Origin of the sequence: Sorangium sp. So ce296 (assembly GCF_051529605.1) — a bacterium.
Classification (GTDB): Bacteria; Myxococcota_A; Polyangia; order Polyangiales; family Polyangiaceae; genus Sorangium; species Sorangium cellulosum_D.
Genome location: NZ_CP150325.1, coordinates 5,395,941 through 5,420,527, shown reverse-complemented (window position 1 = coordinate 5,420,527; position 24,587 = coordinate 5,395,941). Strand labels below are relative to the sequence as shown.

Sequence of the window (24,587 nt, the reverse complement as noted above, 5' to 3'; positions counted from 1 at the left end):
CGACGCGGAGGGCCCCACGAGCCCGGCGCCGTTGCCGTGGGTCCGCGCGCGCGCAACGTGCCGCGAGGCGGCGCCGCCCGGCGGACAGCGCGCGAGACCTGCCGATTGCGCGAACAGAACCGCTACCCAGGGAGACATGCAGATGAGGAAGATGCGTTGGGCCGTGCTTTTCCTGTGCTTTCTCGCCGTCGCCATCAACTACATCGATCGCGCCAACCTGGCGGTCGCGGCGCCCCAGATCGAGAAGGCGCTCGGCATCGGCCCTGCCCAGATGGGGCTCATCATGAGCGGCTTCTTCTGGACCTACGCGCTCATGCAGATGCCGTTCGGCTGGTTCATCGATCGCGTGGGGGCGCGCGTCGCGCTGCCGTTCGCCGTCGGCTGGTGGTCGCTCTTCACCGCGGCGACGGCCGGCGCGTCGAGCGTCGCGGGGATGTTCGGCTGCCGATTGCTGCTCGGCGTCGGCGAGGCCGGCGCCTACCCGGCCTGCGCGAAGCTGGTGAGCCAGTGGTTCAAGCCGCGCGAGCGCGCGCTCGCGACGGGCATCTTCGACAGCGGCGCGCGCGTCGGCTCGGCGCTGTCGATTCCCCTCGTCGCCCTCATCGTCGACGCGCTCGGATGGAAGGCGGCCTTCATCATCACGGGCTTGCTCGGCGCGGTGTGGATCCTCGGCTGGGTCGTCATCTACCGCGGCCCCGCGCACGGCGACATGACGGGCGAGACCGACGTCGTCCACGCGGCGCCCGCCAAGGACGCGCCAGGCGGCGTGACGTGGGTGTCGCTCTTCCGCCACCGCACGCTCTGGGGCATGATGCTCGGCTTCTTCTGCCTCAACTTCACCAACTACTTCTTCATCACGTGGTTCCCGAGCTACCTCGTGCAGACGCGCGGCTTCTCGCTCAAGGCGCTCGGCACGCTCGGCATGATCCCCGCGCTGATGGCGATTCCGGGCGGCTGGATCGGCGGCTTCGTCTCCGACGCGCTCTATCGCCGCGGCTTCAGCCTCACCGCCGCGCGCAAGACCTGCATGGTCGGCGGCATGCTGATGTCGTCGGCGATCACGCTGTCGGCGCTGACGTCCGACATCACGCTGATGCTCGTCCTCTTCGGCGTCTCGTACGCGAGCCTCGCGTTCGCCGGCGCCAGCATCTGGTCCCTCCCCGGCGACGTCGCGCCCACGCCGCGCCACGTGGCGACCATCGGCGGCATCCAGAACTTCGCGTCGAACCTGGCCGGCATCGTCATCACGACGTTCACCGGCGTGATGGTCTCGCTGACCCAGGGCTCGTTCACGATACCGCTCGTCGCGGCGGGCGGCTTCTGCCTGCTCGGCGCGTTCAGCTACCTCGTCATCGTCGGCAAGATCGAGCCGCTCCGGCTCGACGTCGAGCACCGCGAGGCGGCCTAGCCTCAGAGGGTGACGCCCCGCTTCCAGAGCGCGATCTCGCGCTCTTCGTTCTCCTCGGCGCGGGTACTCCGGCCCGAGGCGGTGGCCAGCACCAGGTCCATCAGCGCGCCGGCGGCCGCGTCCATCGATTCTCCCGAGGCGACGCGGCCGGCGTCGAAGTCGATCCAGCGCTGCTTGCGCTGGGCGAGGCTGGAGTTCGTGGCGAGCTTGAGGGTCGGCACGGGAAAGCCGAGCGGCGTGCCCCGGCCGGTGGTGAAGAGGATGACCGTCGCGCCCGCGGCGGCGAGCGCCGTGGACGAGACAGCGTCGTTGCCGGGGGCCTCCAGGAGCGCCACGCCCGGCTCCCCGCGGATCTGGCCGCCGTAGCGGACCACCTCGGACACCCGGGCGCGGCCGGCCTTCTGCACCGCGCCGAGAGACTTCTCCTCCAGCGTGGTGATGCCGCCGGCGACGTTGCCGGGCGAGGGGTTCTCCGACACCGGCTCGCCGTGAGCGATGAAGTAGCGCTTGAAGTCGTTGACCACGCCGACGACGTCGGCATAGACCCCCTCGCTCTCGGCGCGGGCCATGAGCAGGCGCTCGGCGCCGAAGATCTCGGGGATCTCGGTGAGGATGGCCGAGCCGCCGGCGGCGCAGACCTTGTCGGCGATGCGGCCCACGAGCGGGTTGGCGGTCAGCCCCGAGAAGCCGTCCGAGCCGCCGCATTTGAGGCCGATCACCAGGTCGGAGACGGGGCAGGGCTCGCGGCGGTCCTGCTCGGCGACCCTGACCAGCGCTTCGACGGCCTCGAGGCCCGCTTCGAGCTCATCCTCGGCCGCCTGGGCGTCGAAGGACCGCAGGCGCTCGCGATCGAGCTGCGGGGCGCTCTCGAGGAGCACGCCGAGCTGGTTGTTCTCGCAGCCCAGGCCGATGATCAGCGCGCCGCCCGCGTTGGGGTGGCCAGCCAGGGCCGCGGTCATCCGGCGGGTCGCGTCGAGGTCGCCCCCGAGCTGCGAGCAGCCGTAAGGATGGGTCAAGGCGTAGACCCCGTCCACGCGGCCCTTGAAGCGCTTGTCCGCCTCGGCGGCCACCTTCTGCGCGGTGCGCGCGACGCAGCCCACCGTCGACAGGATCCAGATCTCGTTGCGGGTGCCCACCCGCCCGTTCTTCCGCCGGTAACCCAGGAAGGTGCGGTCTTCGGTCGCGGAGAGGGGCTCCGGGCTCGTGGGCTCGTAGGTGTAGGTGTCGAGGCCGGAGAGCGCGGTGGCCAGGTTGTGCGTGTGCACGTGGTCGCCCGGCTGGATGTCCGCGGTCGCCCGCCCGATCGGCCAGCCGTACTTCCGCACCGGCTCGCCGGCGGCCACCGCGCGCAGCGCCACCTTGTGCCCGGCCGGGATGTCGGCGCGGGCGGTGATCGCCTCGGCCACCGGATCGCCGGCGGCCAGGCCGCGCACGGCGACGGCCACATCGTCTCGGGGATCGATCCGCAACAGGGAGGCTGCCAAGCTCATATCACCCCTGGTCATCGGTGTGTCATCGAAGCGCCAAACCCGCGCGGCGCCGCACGCGCGAGCGCCGCGAGGGACGATGTGAAATCCGCGCTCAGAGACCCAGGACGCCGATCATCTTCTCGGCGTAGCGGGTGCCCAGGGTGACCAGCGCGTCGTGGCCGAAGTGGAGATTCCACGTGTCGGCAGGATCGATGGCGAGCCCTTCCGCCGAGACGACGTGGGCGTTGGCGACCAGCCCTGGGAGCTGGCCGACGAGCGAGTTGTGCCTCGCGCACGACCCCGAGTAGAGGAGCTCCCCCGCGAGGAACGGCACGTCGCCGAGGCCGAGGTCTGCGCGCAGGTCCGAGACGAGCGTCTTCACCTTGCCGGGCCACGCGGGGTCGCCGCAGTTCGACTCGCCTTGATGGAACAGAATGCCCTCGATCACGCCCCCGGCCTCCTGCGCCGCCTTCGCGCGCGACAGGATCCAGGTGTACTTGCTCCCCCCCGCCTTCATGAACGTCTCCACCTTCTCCCCGCTGAGGGCGGACGGGACGAGGCCAATGCTGTCCTGAGCGGGGTAGCGGTCGAGGATGGTCTTGGCGAAATAGTCGCCGGGCCCGATCGCTCCGTTCCAGCACTCGTGGAGCGGCGGGGCAGCGATGTCCCACTCGCCTTCGACGCGCCCGGTCGCGGCGCAGTCGTCGAAGCCGAGGACCTTGATGCGGGGATTCTCCATCTTGTCCGCGTTCGAGGCCTTCGGGTACCCGGCCATGTTCGATTGCCCGAGGAGGAGGAAGACGTGAAACACGGGCTCGGCCGGCCCTGCGCTGCTGCTCGCGCCGCCCGCGCCGCCAGCCCCCGAGGCCTCTCCGCCTCCCCCGCCGCCCGCGGACGCCGAGGACGCGGCCTCGGAAGGCGCGCCGCCCGCCCCTGTGCCCGCCGCCGAGGTGGACCCGGAGCCAGCGCCGACAGAGGCACCGCTCGTCGCGCCAGCCCCGCCGGTGCCCGCGGCTCCCGTCGCTCCGGCCGGGGTGTCTGCTCCACTACAAGCGAGAGCACCGATGAGCGAGAATGCGACGCACCACGGCATGAGCCCGGGAGAACATCGAAGTATGCTTTTCATGCGCGAATTTTCTCCGGCCGCTGCAGCCATCTGCTGGAACGCATGAGGGGCTCGGGAGCACGATGTTAACGTTAACAATACTCATGTCAATTCCAAATGGCACATCAGCATCGAGCCGGCGCCTGGGCGAGCTGGAGGAGCTCCTCGGCGAGCCGCTCTTCGATCGGGCGGCGCTGGCGCCGCGTTGACGGTCACGGTCTACGGGCGGGCGGCGCTGGCCTCAGCCGCCCGCGCCCCGCCGTGGCGGGCGCGAGGGCTTCTGCGCCACGTGCCGCTCCTGCTCGGGGCGCGCGGTCGGGCGGACGCCGCTCCGGGGCGGCGCGGAGGCGCGCAGGTAGCCGGTGCGCGCGTAATAGGCGAAGAACCGATCGAGCAGCCGCCGGTCCATGGGCGGGCACACGATGGCCGTCCCGGCCAGCTCGTCGAGCGTGTTCCGGGAGTCGCAGGCCGGCATCTTCTCGTACAGCTCCCACCGGGTCAGCTCGCCGTGGACCCGCTCGGTCAGCATCGGCAGCAGGGGGAGCAGCGGGCTGTCGCCCGATCGGCGTATCCGCTTCAACAGCCGCTCGCACCACCGCGCGTACGGCAGCCGCGACAGCGGATGGCCGTACGAGCCGAGCAGGTCGAAGAAGCCGTTGAGATCGAGCCGATGCGACGGCGCGGGCACCAGGTGGAACACCTTCCCCAGGGCTCCCGGCCGGCGGGACAGGTGCACGATCGCCCGGCTGACGTAATCGACCGTCACGAACTCCTTGCTCTGCTCCGGCAGATCGGGAGCGCAGCCCATCTCGAGGCACCCTTTGATCATCCGGCTGGCGAAGTCGCTCACGCTGCCGGCGCCGGTCTCGCTGTGCCCCATGATGACCCCGGGGCGAAAGACGGTGACCGGCACCCCGCGCGAACGGGCGATCGCCACGAGCTTCTCCGCGACCCACTTGCTCTGGGAATAGCCCATGTCCGTGGGGAGGTAGTCCGCCCAGCGCTCGAGATCGTCGCGCTCCCTCACGGTCCGGACCCCGGTGAAGTATCCGACATGGCCGAACACGCCGATCGTCGAGACGTGGTGTGCGGGCTTCGTCCGGCCGCGGCACGCGAGCCGCAGGATCTCCTGGGTTCCGAGCACGTTGGCCGCCCGGTGGGACACGTAGGGCTTGACGTAGTTGACCTCCGCCCCGGCGTGATAGATCGCGTCGATGCGCTCCGCGAGCGCGTCGAAGCCGGCCTCGGTGAGGCCGAGCAGCGGCTTCGTCAGATCGCCGGGCACGGCGACGATCCTCGCGCGGGCCGCGTCGTCCCAGAGGGAATACGCCTCCAGGGCTCGCCGGATCCTCGACAGGCCGTGGACGGCATCGCGGGCGCGGACGAGGCAGTGGACCGTGGCGCGCGTCTGCACGAGGAGCTCGCGCACGAGAAAAGCCCCCAGGAACCCCGTGGCGCCGGTGACAAAGACGTGGCGCGGCGCAGCGCCGGCGAGGGCGGCCTCCCCGCACGGGCGGATGTCCGGGTCGAGGACGGCCTCGGCGCGGAGGTCGACCGCGTCCGCGACGGCGCCGCGCCACGTCCGGCGCCGGGCCTCGTCGATGGCGCGGGCGAGGCCGGCCACTGTGGGCGACTCGAACAGCCGGCGCGCGGGCACGTCGACCTGAAAGAGCGCCTTCACGCGGAGGAGCACCTGCGCGGCCAGGAGCGAGTCGCCGCCGAGCTCGAAGAAGTCGTCGCCGGCCTCGACGCGGCCGGCCCCGAGCACCGAGGCCCAGATCCCGGCCACCTTTCGCTCGCTCCGGGAGCCGCTCGTCCTCGGCGCTACGGCGCCGGGCCGACCCAGGCGGGGCGGCGGCAGCGCCCGGCGATCGATCTTCCCGCCGGCGGAGAGCGGCAGCGACGGCAGCACGACGAACGCCGCCGGAATCAGGTAGTCGGGCAGCTTCTTCTGCAGAAATCGGCGCAGGGTCGACGACAGGCCGTCGCGCGAGCGGCTGCCGTCGCTGTCGGTTTCCGATCGCTGCCGTGGCCCCGCGGCGCGGCACGGGCCGGGTTGCGCGACGACATAGGCCACGAGGCGCCGGTCGCCGTGCGCGTGCTCCACGGCCACGACCGCGGCCTCGCGCACGGCGGGGCACGCGGAGAGCGCCGCCTCGATTTCCGCGAGCTCGACGCGGAAGCCGCGGATCTTCACCTGGGTGTCGATGCGCCCGAGGAACTCGATCGAGCCGTCCGGCAGATAGCGGGCCAGATCGCCGGTTTTGTACAGGCGGTCCCCGGGCTCCTCGGGCAGGGGGTTCGGGATGAACGCCTTGTCGGTCAGCTCGGGTCGGTTCACGTATCCCAGCGCCAGGCCGTCGCCGCCGACGTAGAGCTCTCCCGGGACGCCGACCGGCACCGGCTGGAGCCGGCGATCCAGGACGTAGACGCGCGTGTTGGAGATGGGCCGCCCGATCGGCACGCGGGCGGCGCCCTCCGGGACCGCGCGCACGACATGGGCCGTGGAGAACGTCGTGCTCTCGGTCGGGCCGTAGCCGTTCACGAGGCGCTTCGGGGCGCTTTGCTCGAGCACCTCACCGGACAGCGTCGGGCTGAGCACGTCGCCGCCGACGACGAGGGCAGAGAGCCCCTGGAAGGCGCCCGGGCTCGCGCGCGCGAGCTGGTGAAACAGCGCCGTGGTCAGGAACAGGAGGGTGACCCCCTCGCGGCGGAGGAACGCCCGCAAGGCCTCCGGCGACAGGAGCGTCTCGCGAGGGACGAGGACGAGGCGCGCGCCGTTCAGCAATGCGCCCCAGATCTCGAACGTCGACGCGTCGAAAGCGAGGCTGGAGGCGTGCGCCACGCGATCCGAGGGGCCGAACGCGACGTAGCTCGTGTCCCGGACGAGGCGGACGACACCGCGGTGCGGGACGGCCACACCCTTGGGCCGGCCGGTCGATCCCGACGTGAACATCACGTAGGCGAGATCGGTTGCCGCGACCCGGGTAGCCGGGCGCTCGTCGTCGCCGGGCGCGCCGCGCTCGTCGTCGAGGCACAGGACCTCTCCGCAGAAGGCGAGCCGCGCGACCTGCTCCGGCTCTCCCAGCAGGACGCTCGCCGCGGCGTCCTCCAGCATGAGGCGCAGCCGCTCGTCCGGCGTGCTCGGATCGAGGGGGACGTAGGCGCCGCCGGCCTTGAGGACGCCGAGCAGCGCGACGAGCACGCGGAGCGACCGCTCGACGAAGACGGCCACGCGCAGGTCGGGGCCGGCGCGGCGCGCCGCGAGCCGGCGTGCGAGCCGGTTGGCGCGGCGATCCAGCTCGCGGTAGGTGAGCGCTTCGCCGTCCTCGACAGCGGCGATGGCGTCGGGAGTCCGCGCGGCCTGCGCCTCGAAGAGCTCGTGAATGCACGCGTCGCGCGGATACGCGGTCTGCGTCGCGTTCCACGCCACCGTCATCCGGCGCCGCTCCTCCGGCGTGAGCAGCGGAACCTCGGAGATGGGCCGCTCCGCGCCCTCGGCGACGCCCGCGAGCAGCAGGTCCAGGTGGACGAGCATCCGCTCGATGGTCTCCGGATCGAACAGGTCGGTGCTATACTCCAGGGTCGCGACGAGCCCCCGCCCGCGCGCCGCCACGGACAGCGAGAGCTCGACCGCCGCGGCCGGGCGGGGGCGCGGGGCGCGCGCCGCCGCGGGGTCTGCCGCGGCCGCGGCGCCGGGCAGGCCGCCCCCCGGCGGCGCGAGCTCGAAGGTGGTCTGGAACAGCGGGTGACGGCCCGCGTCCTCCGCGGCCCCGAGCCCCTCGGGCCACGCGCCGCGGGGCGCCGGACGGTGGGCCTCGGCCGCGGCGACCTGCGCGGCGACCTGCGCGAGGAGCGCTCGGAAGCTCAGCTCGTCGTCGAGACGGGCGCGGACGACGAGCGGGTGACGGGGCCCTCCCCCCGCGCGAGCGCCCTGCCGGCGGCCGCGGCGGGGCCAGGGCGCGCCGATCGCGAGGCAGCCTTGCCCGGTATAGCGGTAGAGCAGCGCCGCATAGGCCGAGAGCAGGGTGACGAAGCGCGTCGCGCTCGACGCCCGGCGCATGCGATCGAGCGCCTGGACCAGCCGGGGCGGCAGCGCCCGCGACACCGACGCGCGGCGCGGCGACAGCGCGGGCGGGCGGGGGCGATCCGTCGCGAGCTCGAGCGGGGACGGCGCGGGCGCGGGCGCCGCCTCGGCAGGCAACGTACGGGGCTGTGGAGGTCGATCACGCATGTCGCGAATCCATCGTTGTGCCGTCGAGAGCGGCGCGGGCGATCATGCGGTGTTCGGGCGCGCCTTGCGCTTCAGCGCGTAGGCGATGCCGCTTTGCAGGGTACCGCAGGTGACGAGGCCGCGGAGCTCGGCGCCCAGCTCGACCAGCGCCTGTGCGACGACGGGGCGGATGCCCGTCAACACCACGTCGGCGCCGAGCAGCCTCGCCGCCTGCGCGACGCGGACCAGCGCAGCGGCGACCTCGCCGTCCACGGATTTCACGCCGGTGATGTCGAGGATCGCCACCGCGGCGTGCCTCTCGCCGAGCGCGCAGAGCAGCGTCTCCAGGATCTGCTGCGCGCGCTCCCGGTCGATCGCCCCGACGAGCGGCATCGCGATCACCCCCTCGGCGATCGGGATGAGCGGCGTGCCGAGCTCCCGGAGCGCCGCCTGCTGCGCCTGGATCACCTGCATCTGCGCGAGCGTCTCCTGCTCGTACCGGAGCTGCTCGGTGATGTCCCTGAAGAACGCCGCCATGCCCGTCGGCTCCCCCGCCGGGCTCGAGATCACGAAGGCGCTGGTCTGTCCCATCCACTCGCTCCCGTCCGGGCGACGGATCTTCAGGACGCCGCGCCACGCGCCGTCCCTCGCCAGGGCCGGTAGGACTTCGGTGGAGAGCTGGGTGAAGCTCTCCGGCGAGTAGAAGTCGATCAGCCCGCGGCCGACCGCACCGTCGCCAAAGCCGCTCATCGTCTTGAAGGCGAGGTTGGCGTAGACCACCTCGCCGTTCATCGCGGTCAGGGTGATGCCGTCCAGAGCATGATCGACCAGCCTCTTGGACACGCTGAGATCCTCGGCCTGTCGGCGCTGCTCCGCCTCTCTCTCCTTCTGGTCGGTGATGTCGTGAATCACGCTCATGGTCTGTCGCGGCGTCCCGGCGCCGTCGCGCTCGAGGACGATGTCGCGCCTCGTAAGCCAGCACCACGATCCGTCCGCTCTGCGCAGCCGGACCTCGAGCTCCGTCATGTCGCTTTCGACACCACACCTCGCACGATTGAGCTGCTCGCGGATGCGGGGCTGGTCGTCGGGGTGCGCCAGCGTCATGAACGCATCGAGGCCGCCGGGGTTCGCGCCGTCGTCTGTGTATCCGAGCTCGCGGGCCAGCGAGCGATTCTCATAGATCCAGCGTTGCTCGACCGGATCGCGGACCTGGATCAGGTAGGGCGCCGCCTCCTGCATCAAGTACACACGACGCAGCTCGGCGCGCAGATCCCGCTCGATCTGCTCCAGCTTGGACACACGAGCGCGCAGGGCAGCAAGCTCGCCATGATGCGAATGGATCGCCGTATCGTGAGCATCCATCGTACTCCCCCCAAGGCTGGCTGATTTCAGGCAACGGCGGTGGACACGTCGCCTCTGGCCACGACGTTACTACCGATGGGCCGTCTCTGGAAGACAGCATTCATTGCCCGTCACCGTCGTCACAGCGGGGACAGCCCAATCGCCAATGCGCCATGCTCACAGTGAGGACAGCCGCGCTTGCAGGAGCGGCGCTGTCACAGTGGGGACAGCAGCGATGCCGGCCCGCGCACGAGAGCGCGATCCCGGCGGCCCGCCGCGCGAGCTCTCTACCCCCCGAGCGCCCGCGCGAGCGCGCCTCTCAACACCGACGCTGCGTCCTGCTCCTCGCCCCGCGCCCGCCACGCCACCACGCCATCGGGTCGCACCAGCAGCGCCCCGCGCCGCCCGATCCCCGCGAGCCGCTGCCAGCGGTCGCGCTCGTCCTCGAAATCGATCCCCGCGCGCAGCACGCCGACGGTCGCCCCGATCGCGCGCGCCGCTTCGCCCCACGCCGCGGCCTCGCGCCCGGCGACCAGCGTGAAGCGCCCGTCGATCAGGTCCAGCGTCGACTCCCGCTCTCCGTCGCGCGCGATCCACGCGTGCGGCACTCGCGTGCCCGGGCGGCCGTCGAGCCGGAAGCGCGCCGCGCGCCCATCCGCCGTGATCGCCGCGGATCCATATCGGTATCCGACGCCGAGGAGCTTGTGCCAGCGCCCCGGGCTCGGCGGCGTCCGGCCGGTCAGGCGCCCCCAGATCGAGCGGCGATCGAGGCCGAGCGTCTTCGAGAACGCGGCGCGCGCCATGAGGCCCTGCTCGTCGGCGTTGTTCGCCGAGTCCTCCGCCGCCACGACGGCGACGGGCCGGCGCTCCGCTTCGTACGTGTCGAGCAGGGCGGGGCGCGCCTCGCCGCGGAGCACCAACGCGAGCTTCCACGCGAGATCGTGAGCGTCGGCGACTCCGGTGTTCGCGCCCATGCCGCCCCACGGAGGCATGAGGTGCGCGGCGTCTCCCGCGAGGAAGACGCGCCCGACCCGGTAACGATCGGCGACGCGGGACGCCGACTCCCACGGCAAAACGCTCTCGATCCGGATCGGCACCTCGCCCGCGCCGAGCGCCTTTTGCACGAGCGAGGCGCAGCGCTCGGGCGGGTAGTCCTTCGGCGACTCGCGCGCCGGGTCGTACACGAGGTGGAACACCCAGCGCGCGCGGTTGTCGATGGCGGCGAAGAGGCCGCGCACCTCGGGGTGGTGGACGATCGCGAGGCTGAACTCCCGATCTCGGACGAAGTCGGCGAGATCGGCCTCGAAGAGGACGTTGAGCAGATGGCCCAGCGATCCGCGGCCGCTCGTGGAGACGCCGAGCGCCTGCCGCACCGGGCTCCTCGCGCCGTCCGCCGCCACGAGGTAGCTCGCGCAGACGCGCCGCGTGGCCCCGGTCGCCCGATCGCGCAGCACGGCGCGCACGCGCTCGTCGTCCTGCTCGAACGAGACGAGCTCGGTCGAGAACGACAGGCGCGCGCCGCGCTCGCGGGCCGCGGCCGCGAGCACCGGCTCGAGCAGATCCTGCGTGATCCGGCAGGCGCGCGTGGGGCTCGCCGATCCGAGCCCGATCTCGCGCCCGAGCAGCGCGCGGAAGAGCCGGCGCAAGAGCTTGCCGACCGGCGCGTCGATCGCCTGCGCGAGCGTCTCGCCGAAGAGGAAGCCCAGGTGGATCGGTGTCTTTTCGCCCGCCTCGCGGATGGCCGGCTCGAGGCCGAGCTCGCGATAGAGCTCCATCGTGCGGGCGTTCACGCCGCGCGCGCGCGGGTGGATCGACGTGCCCGCGTGGCGCTCGACCAGCGTCACGTCGACGCCGTGACGGCGCAGGAACAGCGCGGCCGAGAGGCCGACGACGCCTCCGCCGACGATCAGGACGGGGACCGGCGGCTCGCTCTCGGTAGGATCGTGATCCATGCCTTCACCTCGCTCGCAGGGTGGCGGTGCGCAGCGCGAGCCCAGGCCGGCGCGCGCGCGCTTTTCGGGTGAGCGCGCGGCGGCGATGGTCTACGGTTGGACTCGGCAGTCCAACAGATTGGACTGGTGAGTCCAAATGTCAACCCGGAAGCGGCTCGACCCCAGGCCTGCGCGCGAGGGCGCCTCGGCTCCCCCCGCCGCGGGCTCGCCCGTGAAGCACGCCGCCATCGTGGAGGCGGCGAAGCGCGTGTTCCTGCGCGAGGGCGTCTCGCGCGCGAGCGTCGACACCATCGCCGCCGAGGCGGGCGTGTCGAAGCAGACGATCTACAACCACTTCGGCGACAAGGAGCGCCTCTTCTTCGCGGTGATCGAGGGCGTGCAGGGCGCGGCGTCGGCCGAGCAGGAGCGGGCGTTCGACGAGCTCTTCGCCACCGACGCCGAGCCGGCGGTCGCGCTCGGCCAGCTCGGGCGGCGCCTGCTGGCGTGGGTGTTCCGCGAGGATCTCTCCGCGTTCCGGCGGCTCGTGGTGTCCGAGGTCGCGCGCTATCCGCAGCTCCGCCTCGCGTGGGCGCAAGGTGGACCGCTGCGGTTCATGATCCGCCTCGTCGGCTATCTGGCGCGCGAGACCGAGCGCGGCCGGCTCGACGTGGCGAAGCCGGAGCGCGCCGCGCGCCAGTTCATCGCGCTCCTCTCGGCGGAGGCGCAGGACGTCTCGGTCTACGGCACGCTGCCGCTCGCGCCGTCGCAGATCGACGCCATCGTCGACGAGAACCTGGAGATGTTCCTCCGCGCGTACGGGCCGCGGCCGAAGCCTCCGGCGAGGCCGCGGGCGGCCCGGAGAGGGAAGAAGAAGCAGGCCGGCGCGTGACGGCCCCGGAGGAGACCTGCCGCAAGGCCGGGATCGTCGCGTTCAGCGGCCGCCGTGCGGCTTCACCGCCGGCGCGCCCTGGGTCGGTCCGAGGCCGCGCTCGGCCGCTCTCGACGCCGCGGGTACGTTCCCGGTCCCGTTCGGCTGCCGGTCGCCGTCCTCCTGCGCCGCCGTGGCCGCCTCGATGGCCACCGGCGGCTTGGGCATGTCGCTCGGCTCCTCGTGCTCGTCAGGCCCCTCCATCCCGCCCGAGGCGCCCACCGCCGCCTGCCGCGCGGCCTCTTTCTTGATCTCCTGGATCTTCTGCTCGTCCATGGGCTTTCTCCATCGCGCGCATCGCGCGCGGCTCAGACCCCGCGCGGGAAGTCGCCCTGCGGCGGGATGCGCGGGTCCTGGGTGGGGTCGGGCGAGGGCGGCTCGGGCTGCTCCGGCCCAGGGTCACCCGGGTTCGGCGGCAGCGGGACCTCCTCGTCGCCGCCGGGTACGTCCGTCTTTGCGAGCTCCTGCGTGCGGTTGTTCATGTGCTCCTCCAGCAACCGTTCACTGCAACCGTCGAGCCACTGCATCGTGCAATCTTCGAGCCGCGGCGTACGAGCCGCGCCCGGCTTGACGCCCCGCCCCGGCATCCGTGATCTGCGGCCGGCGTGCTCTCGATCCGCCACGACCCCTTCCCGCTGGAGGCCGCCCGCGACCTGCTCGGCATCGTGCGCGCGCTCTACGCCGCGGCGCGCGCGCGGGGGGCGAGCGTGGCAGATCTCCACGCCATCGCGGCGGTGGGCGACGATCTGCGGCAGGCGATCGCCCTGGCCGCGGCCCACCCGCCGGGCACGCTCGGCTTCTCGTCGGCGTGGGCCCGCGCCGAGCGCGCCGCCGCCCGCGTCGGCGAGCTCGCGGACGCGCTCGCGCCCGCGGCGCCGATCGTCCACGCCGCCCTGGCGCGCGTCGGCGGCGGCAAGGCCACGCCCGGCGGGTGAACGCCGTCGCGCCCCGCCGAGGGGCGACGTCGCGCCGCCGAGGAGCGCGTCACCCCCGGCCCAGGAGCGCCGTCACCCGCGCCGGGGTGCGCGTCACCCGCGGCGGGCGAGCGCCCCCGCGATGGGGTGGTCCGGCGGGATGGGCCAGGCGAGGGCGCGCGAGGCGACCGCGCAGTACGCGGCGAGGCGCTCGCGCGGCACCGGGGCGCGTGCGCCGAGGCGACCAAGGTTGTCGAGGAGCAGCTCGAGGCAGCTGTTGCCCACCCGCTCCCCGACGCCGAGCGCCGTGGCGTGGACCCGCTCGACCCCGCACGCCGCCGCCCAGAGCGCGGCGGAGAGGCCGAGCCCGCGGTCGTTGTGGCCGTGCCAGTCGAGCTCGATCCCGGGCGCGCCCAGGGCGGCGAGCTCGCGCCGGGCGAACGCGACGAGCGCCGCCACCCCGGGCGGGGTGACGTGGCCGGTCGTGTCGCACAGGCAGAGGCGCGCGGCGCCGGCGTCCACCGCGGCGCGGAAGAGCGTGTGGAGCATGCCGGGAGGCGCGCGGGTCGCGTCCTCGGCGACGAGGCAGAAGGGCAGGCCGGCCGCGGCGGCGGCCCGCCCGGCGGCCTCGACGCTGCGGGCCAGGAAATCGGGGCCCCACCCCTCGACGAAATGCCGGATCGGCGAGCTGCCGATGAACGCGTAGACCACCATCGGCGCCCCGGCGCGCTCGGCCACGCGGGCGACCTCCTCGATGTCCGCGGCGGTCGTGCGCGCGGCCGCGGTCAAGGCGAGCGGCAGCCGGGACGAGACGATCTCGCGGGCGAGCAGGCAGGCGTCCTCGAACTGGCGCGGCCCGGCCGCGGGGATGCCGAGGTTCACCGCGTCGACGCCGACGCTCGCCATCGCCTGGAGCAGCTCGATCTTCTGCGCGCTCGGCGGGTTCACCGTGGAGACGCCCTGGATGCCGTCGCGCAGCGTCTCGTCGAGCACCTCGACCGGCCGGGCCGCCCGCTCGAAGGGCAGCCACGCCTCGTCCTCGGCGCGGGCAGCGGCCCAGGCCTCGGCGGGCACGCCGCCCGGCGGGAGCCGGCGCTCCGCCGGCGCGGGCTCCGCGCGATTCCAGTCGAACAGGGCCGCGGCGCCGGGATCCCGGCCGTCGGTGCTCATGCGCTGCATGTCATGTCGCGGGGGATCTCGGCGTGGCGCATGCACAGCGCGCCGCGTCGACCGGCGCGGGGGGAAGGTTACTTCATGTCGGCCGTCGGAGCAGGTCCCGATCTCCTCCGGCGGACGCCGCCCGAGCCTCGATCTGCGCGCCGCGCCCGCCGCGCGCCCCGGCTCACCGCGCGCCCGGCGCGCCGCGCGCCCCGGCTCACTGCGCGCCCGGTTTGCCGGGATCGTCGCTCCAGACGTTGGCGTTGCCGTGCGCCTCGAGCGGGCCGCGCTGCGGGCGGACGACGCAGAACCGCTGGCCCGTCGGCGCCTCCATCACCCACCAGCGCTTGATGAACTCCACGCGCCGCGCCCCGAGCGCCTCGAGCCGCCGCACCTCGGCGTCGAGGTCGTCCGTCTCGATGTCGAGGTGCGTCCGGCTCGGGTGCTCGACCTGCTGCACGAGGACGATGAGCTCATCGTCCCGGGTCTCGAGCTCGCGGTAGCCGCCCGCGTCCGGAGCGGCCTTCTTGACGGGCTTGCCGAAGGCGCGGCCCCAGAAGTCCGCCGCGGCGTCGACGTCATCCACCTTGCAGTCAATCACGAGAGCACAAAGACGACTCCGGTGCATGCGATCTCCCTCCTGCCGGATGGCGCAGCGACCTTACGCGGCGCCGCCAGAGGCGTCTCCCCCAAACCAGCGCGCCGACGCTCCGGCGCGGGGCGATCCAACGCCGGCGGGCGTCCGGATCTTGCCGAAGAGACGCGCTTTGCGCGCGGGCAGCGGCAGCGTAAAAAGCTGTTCCAGGAGCAACCTGCTGCTCCGGGACACCTGCCGCTTCAGGAGCTTCGATGACGTACATGCCTCGCTTGCTGACGAACTCGCTGGCGCTCTTCACGCTCGCGCTCTGCGCCGGCTGCTCGCCCTCCGAGCGGAACTTCGCGACGGGCACAGGCGGCGACGCCGGCCACGGCGGCGCGGGCGGCGCGGGCGGCGCGGGCGGCGCGGGCGCCGGAGGCGGCGCGGGCGGCAAGGGCGACGCGTGCGCCTCGCCGGACGACTGCCCCGCCGCGGAGAACGAGACGCCGACGTGCGAGGCGGGCGTCTGCGGCGTCGCCTGCGACGCCGGCTTCCTGGACTGCGACACCGCGGCCCCGGGCTGCGAGACGAGCGCGAGCGCCCACGAGCACTGCGGCGCCTGCGGCAACCGCTGCGCGACGGAGTGCGTGAAGGGCGACGAGGGCGCCTTCTGCAACGACCCGGTCGAGATCTCGGCCGGGTTCGCCCACACGTGCGTGCTCCGGCGGGACGGCAGCGTGTGGTGCTGGGGCAGAAACGCGTTCTCCGAGTCGGGGAAGCCGGACAGCGAGCCGGTCGTCCCCGTGCCGGCGCAGGTCGCCCTCCCCGGCAAGGCCATCCATGTGGCGGCGGGCGGCGGGTTCGCGCGCGACGACGACCAGTTCCCTGCCCACTCGTGCGCGATCCTGGAGGACACGACGGTCACCTGCTGGGGGCGCGGCACGCTGGGACAGCTCGGCAACGGCTCGTTCTACTCGGCGAGCGAGCCGGCGCGGGTGCCGAGCCTGATCAACGTCGTGCAGCTCTCGCTCGGCGCGGCGCACTCGTGCGCGGTGAAGACGGGCGACGAGCTCTACTGCTGGGGCGCCGACGACGAGGGCCAGCTCGGCAACGGGGAGTCGCCGCAGACGGGCACCCCGGACTTCATCCAGAGCGACATCCGGCAGGTCTCCGCCGGCCAGGATCACACCTGCGCCATCAAGGCCTCCGACCGAGGCCTCCTCTGCTGGGGCCGGAACTTCGACGGACAGCTCGGCTTCGCCGGGGCCCGCGAGAACGCCACCTCTGCGGTGGAGGTCGCGGCGCCGCTCACCGCGGGGGTCGACGAGGTGGCCGCGGGCGACCGGCACACCTGCGCGCGCAAGGGCGTGGAGGTCTACTGCTTCGGCAACGACTACAACGGCGCGGTGGGCGCCGACCGCTACGGGCCCGTGCCAGAGCCCACGCTCGTCGCCGTGCCTCAGGCCGCGACCATCGACGTCGGCCGCGAGCGGAGCGGCGCGGTGTCCGGCGCCGCGCGGGGCCTCAAGATGTGGGGCGTCGGCGCCCTCGGCCACGGGAAGCCAGGGCTGTCGTCGCAGCCGGTCGACGTGCCCATCGACGGCGTGGCGCAGCTCGCGGCCGGCTATCACCACACGTGCGCGCTGCGGACGACCGGCGAGGTGCTCTGCTGGGGCGAGAACACCGACGGGCAGCTCGGCGTGGGCCTCGACGTCGTCGAGGAGCAGCTGTCGCCGGTCGCGGTCAGGCTCGCGCCGCCCTGAGCGCGAGCGCCCGGCGGCCGCCGCCCCGCTCCGCCGGAGAGCGCGGGGCGCTCCTCGCGACAAGGGCCCTGTCCGGCGGTAGAGTTGCCGCCCTTTCCACCCAGGATGAGACGATGAAGACAACCTCGCTCCGTTTCGCGCTCGCGCTGGGCGCCCTGCTCCTCTCCGCCGTCGGGTGCGAGGAGAAGAAGACGACGACCGCGGCCGAGGGGAGCGCGGAGGGCCGGGTCGCGAAGCTCTCGGTCGCGTCCTACGACCCCACCCGCGAGCTCTACCAGGAGCTCAATCCCGCGTTCGAGCGGTGGTACAAGCAGAAGACCGGCAGGGACGTCGACGTGGAGACCGATCACGGCCCGTCGGGCAAGCAGGCGCGCGACATCGCCGCCGGCAAGGAGACGGACGTGGCCGCCCTGTCGGTCGACTTCGACGTCGACACCATCGCCAAGGCGGGCCTTTTGCCCGCGACCTGGCGCGATCGGCTGCCGAACGGCTCGGTGCCGTACACGTCGGCCGTCATCTTCCTGGTCCGCAAGGGCAACCCCAAGCAGGTGAAGGCCTGGGAGGACCTCGCGCGGCCCGAGGTGGTGTCGCTGTGCCCGGATCCGAAGACCGGCGGCGGGGCGCGGTGGATCTACCTGTCGACCTGGGCGCACGCCGCGCGCAAGGCGAAGGCCGAGGGCCGGAACGACGCGGAGGCGGAGGCCGCGGCGCGCGAGTTCACGGCCAAGGTCTACGACGACGCCATCCTCGACCCGGCCATGCGCGGCTCGTCGACGCGCTTCATCGTGCAGCGCACGGGCGACGTCCTCTTCGGCTGGGAGAACGAGATCCTCCAGATCGCGGCCGACCCGGCGACGGCCGACCAGTTCGAGGTCGTCGTCCCCTCGGACTCGATCACGATCGAGGTCCCCCTCGCGGTCGTCGACAAGGTCGCCGAGCGGCACGGCGTCAAGGACGTCGCCGAGGCGTACGTGGAGTTCCACTTCTCCGACGAGGGCCAGGAGCTCATCGCGAAGCGCTACAACCGCCCGTACAGCGAGGTGATCGCGAAGAAGCACGCGGACCGGCTGAGGCCCCTCGCGCTGTTCCGGTTCAAGGACCATTTCGCCGACTGGCCGACGGTGATGAGCGTCCATTTCGGCCAGGGGGCCGAGCTCGACAAGATGCGGAAGAAGTGATGTCGCGCGGCGCGCGCGTGCTCCCCGGGTTCTCGCTCTCCCTGGGCGTCGCGGTGCTCTACCTGAGCCTCGTCGTCCTCCTGCCGCTCTCCGCCCTGTTCCTGAAGACGGCGGAGCTCGGGTGGGGTCGCTTCTTCGCGGTGATCACGAGCGGCTGGGTCGCCGCGGCCGTCCGGTTCACGCTGGGCGCCTCGATCGCCGCGGCGCTCCTCAACGTCGTCGTGGGCCTGCTCATCGCGTGGGTGCTCGGCCGGTACACCTTCCCGTTCGCGCGCGTCATCGACGCGGTGATCGACCTGCCGTTCGCGCTCCCCACGGCCGTGGCCGGGATCGCGCTCTCCACGCTGTACGCCGAGGGCGGTTTGCTCGGCGGGGCGCTCTCCAGCGTGGGTTTCCGGTACCCGTGGCCCGTCTGGCGCGGGTTCGCGGCCGGCGGGTGGCGCGAATCGCCGATCGCGTGGACGGTGTACGACCGGATCTCCCTGGCGCCGCTCGGCGTGGTGATCGCGATGGCCTTCGTCGGCCTGCCGTTCGTCGTGCGCACGGTGCAGCCGGTGATCGAGGACCTGAGCCGCGATGTCGAGGAGGCGGCGGCGACGCTCGGCGCCAGCCGATTCCAGATCTTCCGCGCCGTGGTCCTGCCGGAGCTCGCGCCGGCGCTCCTCACCGGGTTCGCGCTGGCGCTCGCGCGCGGCCTCGGCGAGTACGGGTCGGTGATCTTCATCTCGGGCAACCGGCCGGACACCGAGATCGCGTCCCAGGTGATCATCAAGATGATCGAGGTGAACGAGACGGGCACCTACGCCGACGCGACGGCGGTCGCGGTCCTCTTGCTCGGGGCGTCGTTCGCGCTCCTCTTCGCGATCAACCTGCTCCAGCGCGCCGCCGCGCGCGGCCATGCGGGCAGGGCGGCGGGCTGACGCCCGCGGCCGGTGGACTTGAGTCGCGCGATGCTCGCCCCCCGCCCCCAGACAGGCCGCGAGGACACCGCCGGTGGCCGCGGAGCGCGCCGGCTGCTGATCGGCCTGTGTGTGATCCTCGTCGGCGTGTTCCTGGTCCTGCCGCTCGGGGTGGTGTTCTGGCACGCCTTCAGCGAGGGCCTGAGCGCCTATGGACAGGCGGTCTTCGACCGCGCGACGTTCCGCGCGGCGGCGCTCACGCTCCTCACCACGGCCGTCGCGGTGCCGCTCAACACGCTGTTCGGCGTCGCGGCGGCGTGGGCCATCACCAAGTTCGAGTTCCGGGGCAGGAGCCTGCTCGTCACCCTGATCGATCTGCCGTTCTCGATCTCGCCGGTGGTCGCCGGGCTGTGCTTCGTCCTGCTCTTCGGGGCCAACGGCTTCTTCGGCGCGTTCGTGAACCGGACCTACACGGTGAGCCTCGGGTTCGCGAGCCTCGACGTCTCCACCCGGGTCATCTTCGCCTTGCCCGGCATCGTGCTCGCCACGGTGTTCATCACCTTCCCGTTCGTCGCGCGCGAGCTCATCCCGCTGATGCAGGCCCAGGGGAGCGAGGAGGAGCAGGTGGCCCGGGTCCTCGGCGCGAACGGGTGGCAGATCTTCTGGCGCGTCACGCTGCCCAACATCCGGTGGGGCCTCCTGTATGGCGTCATCCTCTGCACCGCCCGGGCGATGGGCGAGTTCGGCGCCGTGTACGTGGTCTCCGCGGGCTCGTCGGATCAGGTGACGCTGCCGCTCCACGTCGAGCGCGTCTATTACGCCAACATGGTCCGCGTCATGCCCGCGTTCGCCGTCGCCAGCCTCCTCGCCGGCGTTTCGGTGATCACGCTGGCCGTGAAGGCGGCGGTGGAGTGGCGGTTCAAGGGCGAGCTGAAGAAGAAGGACGGCGGATAGATCGGAGTTGCCGAGGCGCGGAGTCGCCCTCAGCAGCGGGCGAGGTCCTCGAGCATCTCGACGGCTTCGGGGGAGAGCTCCACGCCGTCGAGGCCGCTGACGAACTCGCTCCACGCGGCGGCGTCGCCCTGCGTCAGCGTGAAGGCGACGCACACCACCCATCCATCGAACGGCGTCGTCGACGCCGTGCGCAGCTGCTGGCTCAGGGCGGCCAGGGCCTCCGCGTTCTCCGCCGCGGTGGGCGCCATCGTGCGGCTCAGCCCTGTGAGCGCCTCGGAGAGGAGATCGGGCACCTCCGTGGACGCGACGATCTCGGAGAAGAAGGCGCGGAAGGCGGGAAAATCCTCCGGCGGAGCGCGATCGGCCTCGGTGCGGATCCGGGTCGTGGCGAGCGAGCGCGCGCGCAGCGAGCTGGACTGCCTGGCGACGTTCCCCCAGGACGACAGCACCGTTTCGAGCGGCAGGTCGAAGTTGTACAGGAACCTCAGGTGCGCGTCGGAGAGATCGCCGGCCGGGGGCCCCGCCGCGAGCGCTGACCACTCGTCCGCGTAGAGCGCCAGCACATCGACGACCTCGCCGCACGCCCCGTACTCCAGCCACGGCGTGAACTCGGTCCACCGCGCGTAGGGAGGCCCCGCGAGCAGCGGCGCGAGCGCGCTCGACCACGCCGCCCGCAGCGCTGGATCCAGCGCCGGATCCGCGGCCCGAATGCACGCCACCCAGACCGCCATGGCCTTGGCGTCCTCAGCGTCGAGGCCGTCGAGGAAGGCCGCGAACGCGTCCGGGGTCACGGGCTCCGGCAAGCCGGCGCCGAGGACGGCCGTCTGGTGGACGCCGCCGGCCTCGAGGAGGCGCGCGACCTGCGAGGGGCTCGTGGGAAGGCGAAACGAGGAGAGGCGCGCCGGGAGGTCGTCCGGTTGCAGGCTGAAATCGACCAGGTGGTGCCAGGAGACGTGGCGGTCGAGCGGGTCGAGGATCAGCAGCTCGCCCTCCCGCTGCGGGGCGACGTCCACGCCCTGGTCGACTTCGAGCACCTGCGAGCGCGTCGTGCCGTCGTCCGCGATCCAGAGGAGATCGATCGGCGCAACCAGCGCCCCATCCGGATCGCGCAACGTCACGAGCACGCCGCCGGAGGGCGACCGCCCGAGATCGAGGTGCGGGAGCGCGCTGGCCCGGACCGCCCGCCGCGCGCGGGCGGCCGCGTCGGGGCCGAGGGGCCCCGCGAAGGCGTCGAGAAACTCGTCCGTACCGATGGCGCCGAAGCGGTGGTCGTCGAGGACGTCGCGCAGCGTGCCCCAAAAAGCCTCCTCCCCGACGAGGCTCCGGATCTGGGTGAGCAGCCACGCAGCGCGGCCGTAGGGCCCGGACGTGTACTTATCGGCGGGAGCGCGGTCCGGATCCACGATGGGGTTGTGCGACCCGGCCGAGAAGGAGTCGCCGTTCAGCGTCCCCTCGCCGCTCTCATCCAGGTAGACGCGCGCGCCCTCGCTCGCGAGCAACGTCGCCATGCCCTCCTTGATCCACAGATCGTCCCAGCTCTCGACCGTCACGAGGTCGCCGAACCACTGGTGGCCGATCTCGTGGATCGTGAGCTTCAGGTCTTCGGACATCGTCGGAGCGGTGCTCCCGAGCTCCCCCTGGAAGCTGATGCCGAGGTTCTCGATGCCCCCGCCGAACTCCGGCACGAGCACCACCGCGTACTTCTCGAAGGGATAGGGCACGAGCAGCTCCTCGAAGACGCCGATCGAGCGGACCACCTCGTCGAGCAGGCGGCCGTAGTCGCCCGGGACGCCGCGCCGGTGCCAGACCGAGACGGGGAGGCTCCCCTTCATCGTGCCCTCCACCTCGAAGTCGCCGATGGCGAAGGCCATGAGGTAGGTCGGCACCGTGTAGTCCGTCGCGTACTTCATGCGACGGCCGGACGCGCCCTGCTCGTCGGAGACGAGCGCGCCGTTCGCGATCATCGTCTCGTGCGCGTCCATCGCGAGGTCGATGGAGAAGACGGCGCGGTCCTCGGGCGTGTTGTGGCACGGCAGCCAGAGCGCGGCGTTGAGCGGCTCCGAGATGGTGTAGACCACGCGCGACGCGGCGGGGTCCCCCCAGCGGGCGGGGATCGCGCGGAGCGCCTCGCCCTCGGCGGCCTCGTAGTCGATCTCGAGCGTGATCGCCTGGTCCGCCGCGATGCCGGGCACGCGCGAGACGTCGATGCTAAGCGCCCCGGGCTCGGCGTCGACCGCGTAGGGCAGGTCGGCGCCGCCGGCCAGGCGGACCGCCTTGACCTCGGCCACCGCGCTGTCGAGGCGCAGAGAGCGCAGGCCGTCGTCGCCTGGCAGGAGCGTCATCGCGACCGTCGCGACCAGCCGCCCCCGGCTCCAGTCGAACTCTCCCGTCACCGCGTAGCGCTGGACGTCGATAGCCGCGCCCGCCGGCGGCTCGGGCTCGGGCGGCGGCCCGGTGTCGGGCGGCGGCTGCTGCGTGCCGTCGGGCGGCGATTGGCCTGGTGCGACGGGATCGGCGCCGGAGCACGCGGCCGCGAACGACGCCAGGAGGACGGCGGCGAGCCGCGCCCCCGGGCGGACAAAGGATCTGGCAAGGTCCATTCGAACACCTCGATGGAGGAAGAAGAAGCCGTGGCCCTCCGTCGATTGGCTCCCCTCCCCGCCGGTTTCGTGCTCCTCGCCGGGAGAGGGCCGATGTAGGGCGCGACGCACCGCGTTTGGAGGCTCGTGGACCCCGGCTCGACGCGCTGACTCGAGGAGACGTGCAAGGACCGAGCAACGCATGTAGAAGAGAATGACCGTGAGAAAGTCATTTTCGCCCTCCTGGAGCTGGCCCGGTCCGCTCGCGATGTCGATTGCGCTGCTCGTCGCCTGCGGCGACGCCGCGGTGGATCCCCGGCCGGACGGCAGCAGCGCGGTCAGCGCAGGCGCGGGCGGCTCCGGCGGCGACGCAGGGGCCGCGGGCGCCGGCGGGCTGGGCGGCGCGGGCGGTGGGACCGGCGGCGCGGGCGGCGCCGGCGGGGAGGAGCCGCCGCCGCCCGATCCGGCAGCGCCGCTCTTCGCCGGAACGAGCATCCCGCGGTTCGAGATCGAGCTGTCGCAGGTGTCGATCGATCGGCTCGACGCCGCGCCCGAGGACTACGTCCCCGGGGAGCTCACGGTGACCCTGGACGGCGAGGTGATCGAGCTCGCCGACATCGGCGTGCGGCTCAAGGGCGTCCACGGCTCGTTCCGGACCCTGGACCAGAAGGCCGCATTCCTGCTGAAATTCGACGCGTTCACCGACGACCAGACCCTGCTCGGGGTGGAGAAGCTCGCGCTCAACAACATGGTCCAGGACCCGAGCATGATCCACGAGCGCCTCGCCTACGCGCTGTTCCGCGCGGTGGACGTGCCCGCGCCGCGCTCGGCCCACGCGACGGTCTGGGTGAACGGCTCGCTCTATGGCCTGTATGCCACCGTCGAGACGGCGGATAACCCTCGCTTTCTCGATCGATGGTTCGGCGGCCACAAGAGCAGCCTGTACGAGGGGGCTTACGGGAGCGATCTCGAGCGCTCGAGCGTCGCGACCTTCGATCAGGACAACGGCGACGACGTCGGGTTCGCCGATCTCGTGGAGCTCGTGGAGGCGCTCGACGAGATGGAGAGCCCGGACACGTTCCTCGCCGACGCGTCGCGCCGCATCGACATGGAGCGCTACCTCGCGTTCGCGGCCGCGGAGACCTTCATCGGCCACTGGGACGGTTATGCCTGGTATCGCAACAACTACTTCATCGCGCGACGCCCGGACGACGGCCGCTGGACCTTCTTGCCGTGGGGCGTCGACCAGACCTTCTCGGACCCGCTTTATCCCTTCGGCGGCGAGGCCCGACTCCAGCGGATGTGCACCGCCTCGCCGCCGTGCCTGCAGGCGCTCGCCGCGGCGTTCGAGCGCGTCCTCGAGCGCGCGTCGGCGCTCGACCTCGTGAGCGACGCCGAGGCGGCGCGCGACCTCATCTGGGACGACGTGCTCGCGGATCCGCGCCGGGAGGTGAGCTCCGACGTCGTCGCCGCGCAGATCGACGCCACCATCGCCTTCCTGAACGACCGTCCTGCCGACGTGCGGGCGTCGCTCGCCTGCGCGGACCCCTCGGGGATCGACGCGGACGGCGACCTCTCGTCCGGCTGCGGGGAAGACTGCGACGACGGCGATGCGTCGGTGCACCCGGGCGCCCCCGAGCTGTGCGACCTGATCGACAACAACTGCGATGGGCGCGTGGACGACGACCCGTCGTGCCCGCCTTGCGGCCTGCTGGCGCTCCCGGAGGGCGGCTCCCTGGCGCTCTGCTTCGCGCCCGCGACATGGGAGGACGCGGAGCTCGACTGCGTCGCGCAGGGCGGGCACCTCGTGTCCATCCACGACGCGGAGACGCAGGATCTCGTGGTCTCGATCGCCGACGCGGTCCAGCCGGGCGACTACTGGATCGGGCTCACCGACGCGGAGTCCGAGGGAGACTTCGCGTGGACCGACGGCACGCCGTACGACGACGAGCGCTGGGCCGGCGGCGAGCCGAACAACGCCGGCGACGGAGAGAACTGCGTGGAGCTGGCGAGCTGGGCCAGCGGGCTGTGGAACGACATGCCGTGCGACGCCGAGCTGCCGTACGTGTGCAGGCTGCCTTGACGAGGATCGCCGGCGCACGGCGACGTCCTCGCCCGTTCGGTTGCGCCACCACGCCGCTTCGGCCCAGATTCACCGCCCATGTGGCGA

Annotated in this window: 18 protein-coding genes and 1 pseudogene; 8 read left to right on the top strand and 11 right to left on the bottom strand. The window is 72.6% G+C overall.

Annotated elements, in window-relative coordinates; translation table 11 throughout:
* Positions 1-142: 142 nt before the first annotated feature.
* Positions 143-1,408, top strand: a complete 1,266-nt coding sequence (locus tag WME98_RS20110; RefSeq protein ID WP_437952737.1) for an MFS transporter — start codon at positions 143-145, stop codon at positions 1,406-1,408.
* 2 nt (positions 1,409-1,410) lie between these two features.
* Here the strand turns inward: WME98_RS20110 and WME98_RS20105 are convergent, their stop codons facing one another.
* The 6 genes and pseudogenes from WME98_RS20105 to WME98_RS20080 form a co-directional block, all read right to left on the bottom strand.
* Positions 1,411-2,913: a UxaA family hydrolase gene (locus WME98_RS20105; RefSeq protein WP_437952736.1), complete on the bottom strand. Its 1,503-nt coding sequence runs from the start codon at positions 2,911-2,913 to the stop codon at positions 1,411-1,413.
* A 76-nt stretch (positions 2,914-2,989) separates the two neighbouring features.
* Positions 2,990-3,688: a sialate O-acetylesterase gene (locus WME98_RS20100; RefSeq protein ID WP_437952735.1), complete on the bottom strand. Its 699-nt coding sequence runs from the start codon at positions 3,686-3,688 to the stop codon at positions 2,990-2,992.
* A gap of 535 nt (positions 3,689-4,223) precedes the next feature.
* Entirely contained in the window at positions 4,224-8,216 is a 3,993-nt protein-coding gene (locus tag WME98_RS20095; RefSeq protein WP_437952734.1) for an amino acid adenylation domain-containing protein, read from the bottom strand.
* Positions 8,217-8,258: 42 nt separating this feature from the next.
* On the bottom strand, positions 8,259-9,038 hold the full coding sequence (locus tag WME98_RS20090) for a PAS domain S-box protein (RefSeq protein ID WP_437954012.1): 780 nt from the start codon (positions 9,036-9,038) through the stop codon (positions 8,259-8,261).
* An 87-nt stretch (positions 9,039-9,125) separates the two neighbouring features.
* Positions 9,126-9,434: pseudogene (locus WME98_RS20085) on the bottom strand (PAS domain-containing protein); the annotation flags it as partial.
* Between the two features lie 389 nt (positions 9,435-9,823).
* Positions 9,824-11,488, bottom strand: coding sequence for an FAD-dependent oxidoreductase (locus WME98_RS20080; RefSeq protein ID WP_437952733.1), 1,665 nt, complete (start codon positions 11,486-11,488; stop codon positions 9,824-9,826).
* Between the two features lie 136 nt (positions 11,489-11,624).
* On the opposite strand from WME98_RS20080, the gene WME98_RS20075 reads away from it, so the two are divergent.
* Positions 11,625-12,356: a TetR/AcrR family transcriptional regulator gene (locus WME98_RS20075; protein ID WP_437952732.1), complete on the top strand. Its 732-nt coding sequence runs from the start codon at positions 11,625-11,627 to the stop codon at positions 12,354-12,356.
* A gap of 42 nt (positions 12,357-12,398) precedes the next feature.
* Here the strand turns inward: WME98_RS20075 and WME98_RS20070 are convergent, their stop codons facing one another.
* Together WME98_RS20070 and WME98_RS20065 are read right to left on the bottom strand one after the other, a co-directional pair.
* On the bottom strand, positions 12,399-12,671 hold the full coding sequence (locus tag WME98_RS20070) for a hypothetical protein (RefSeq protein WP_437952731.1): 273 nt from the start codon (positions 12,669-12,671) through the stop codon (positions 12,399-12,401).
* Between the two features lie 32 nt (positions 12,672-12,703).
* Positions 12,704-12,922, bottom strand: a complete 219-nt coding sequence (locus tag WME98_RS20065; protein WP_437952730.1) for a hypothetical protein — start codon at positions 12,920-12,922, stop codon at positions 12,704-12,706.
* A 78-nt stretch (positions 12,923-13,000) separates the two neighbouring features.
* On the opposite strand from WME98_RS20065, the gene WME98_RS20060 reads away from it, so the two are divergent.
* The gene (locus WME98_RS20060) at positions 13,001-13,330 is read left to right on the top strand and encodes a hypothetical protein (RefSeq protein ID WP_437952729.1); all 330 of its coding nucleotides are present in this window, start codon (positions 13,001-13,003) and stop codon (positions 13,328-13,330) included.
* A gap of 93 nt (positions 13,331-13,423) precedes the next feature.
* Here the strand turns inward: WME98_RS20060 and WME98_RS20055 are convergent, their stop codons facing one another.
* Entirely contained in the window at positions 13,424-14,479 is a 1,056-nt protein-coding gene (locus tag WME98_RS20055) for a 2-isopropylmalate synthase (protein WP_437952728.1), read from the bottom strand.
* 205 nt (positions 14,480-14,684) lie between these two features.
* Positions 14,685-15,095 carry a VOC family protein gene (locus tag WME98_RS20050; protein ID WP_437952727.1) on the bottom strand — a complete coding sequence of 137 codons (411 nt, stop codon included), beginning with the start codon at positions 15,093-15,095 and terminating at the stop codon, positions 14,685-14,687.
* 221 nt (positions 15,096-15,316) lie between these two features.
* On the opposite strand from WME98_RS20050, the gene WME98_RS20045 reads away from it, so the two are divergent.
* From WME98_RS20045 to cysW, 4 genes are all read left to right on the top strand, one after another.
* Complete coding sequence (locus WME98_RS20045; RefSeq protein ID WP_437952726.1) at positions 15,317-16,807, top strand: hypothetical protein; 1,491 nt, start codon at positions 15,317-15,319, stop codon at positions 16,805-16,807.
* Positions 16,808-16,920: 113 nt separating this feature from the next.
* Positions 16,921-17,985, top strand: a complete 1,065-nt coding sequence (locus WME98_RS20040; protein ID WP_437952725.1) for a sulfate ABC transporter substrate-binding protein — start codon at positions 16,921-16,923, stop codon at positions 17,983-17,985.
* A complete protein-coding gene (locus tag WME98_RS20035; RefSeq protein WP_437952724.1) occupies positions 17,985-18,905 on the top strand; it encodes an ABC transporter permease in 921 nt (306 codons plus the stop codon). The genes WME98_RS20040 and WME98_RS20035 overlap by 1 nt, the downstream gene beginning before the upstream one ends.
* 30 nt (positions 18,906-18,935) lie before the next feature.
* The gene (cysW, locus tag WME98_RS20030; RefSeq protein WP_061622886.1) at positions 18,936-19,838 is read left to right on the top strand and encodes a sulfate ABC transporter permease subunit CysW; all 903 of its coding nucleotides are present in this window, start codon (positions 18,936-18,938) and stop codon (positions 19,836-19,838) included.
* A gap of 29 nt (positions 19,839-19,867) precedes the next feature.
* On the opposite strand, the gene WME98_RS20025 is transcribed toward cysW, so the two are convergent.
* A complete protein-coding gene (locus WME98_RS20025) occupies positions 19,868-22,438 on the bottom strand; it encodes a M1 family metallopeptidase (RefSeq protein WP_437952723.1) in 2,571 nt (856 codons plus the stop codon).
* A gap of 199 nt (positions 22,439-22,637) precedes the next feature.
* Here WME98_RS20025 and WME98_RS20020 point away from each other — a divergent pair, with 199 nt between their 5' ends.
* Positions 22,638-24,500 carry a CotH kinase family protein gene (locus tag WME98_RS20020; protein WP_437952722.1) on the top strand — a complete coding sequence of 621 codons (1,863 nt, stop codon included), beginning with the start codon at positions 22,638-22,640 and terminating at the stop codon, positions 24,498-24,500.
* Positions 24,501-24,587: the final 87 nt, after the last annotated feature.

Bases quoted from the DNA above. Each gene is read 5' to 3' on its own strand.
- WME98_RS20040 (WP_437952725.1), top strand. From the start codon at position 16,921: ATGAAGACAACCTCGCTCCGTTTCGCGCTCGCGCTGGGCGCCCTGCTC.
- WME98_RS20045 (WP_437952726.1), top strand. From the start codon at position 15,317: ATGACGTACATGCCTCGCTTGCTGACGAACTCGCTGGCGCTCTTCACG.
- WME98_RS20055 (WP_437952728.1), bottom strand. From the start codon at position 14,479: ATGAGCACCGACGGCCGGGATCCCGGCGCCGCGGCCCTGTTCGACTGG.
- WME98_RS20035 (WP_437952724.1), top strand. From the start codon at position 17,985: ATGTCGCGCGGCGCGCGCGTGCTCCCCGGGTTCTCGCTCTCCCTGGGC.
- WME98_RS20110 (WP_437952737.1), top strand. From the start codon at position 143: ATGAGGAAGATGCGTTGGGCCGTGCTTTTCCTGTGCTTTCTCGCCGTC.
- WME98_RS20075 (WP_437952732.1), top strand. From the start codon at position 11,625: ATGTCAACCCGGAAGCGGCTCGACCCCAGGCCTGCGCGCGAGGGCGCC.
- WME98_RS20095 (WP_437952734.1), bottom strand. From the start codon at position 8,216: ATGCGTGATCGACCTCCACAGCCCCGTACGTTGCCTGCCGAGGCGGCG.
- WME98_RS20025 (WP_437952723.1), bottom strand. From the start codon at position 22,438: ATGGACCTTGCCAGATCCTTTGTCCGCCCGGGGGCGCGGCTCGCCGCC.
- WME98_RS20050 (WP_437952727.1), bottom strand. From the start codon at position 15,095: ATGCACCGGAGTCGTCTTTGTGCTCTCGTGATTGACTGCAAGGTGGAT.
- WME98_RS20105 (WP_437952736.1), bottom strand. From the start codon at position 2,913: ATGACCAGGGGTGATATGAGCTTGGCAGCCTCCCTGTTGCGGATCGAT.
- WME98_RS20070 (WP_437952731.1), bottom strand. From the start codon at position 12,671: ATGGACGAGCAGAAGATCCAGGAGATCAAGAAAGAGGCCGCGCGGCAG.
- WME98_RS20065 (WP_437952730.1), bottom strand. From the start codon at position 12,922: ATGCAGTGGCTCGACGGTTGCAGTGAACGGTTGCTGGAGGAGCACATG.
- WME98_RS20080 (WP_437952733.1), bottom strand. From the start codon at position 11,488: ATGGATCACGATCCTACCGAGAGCGAGCCGCCGGTCCCCGTCCTGATC.
- cysW (WP_061622886.1), top strand. From the start codon at position 18,936: ATGCTCGCCCCCCGCCCCCAGACAGGCCGCGAGGACACCGCCGGTGGC.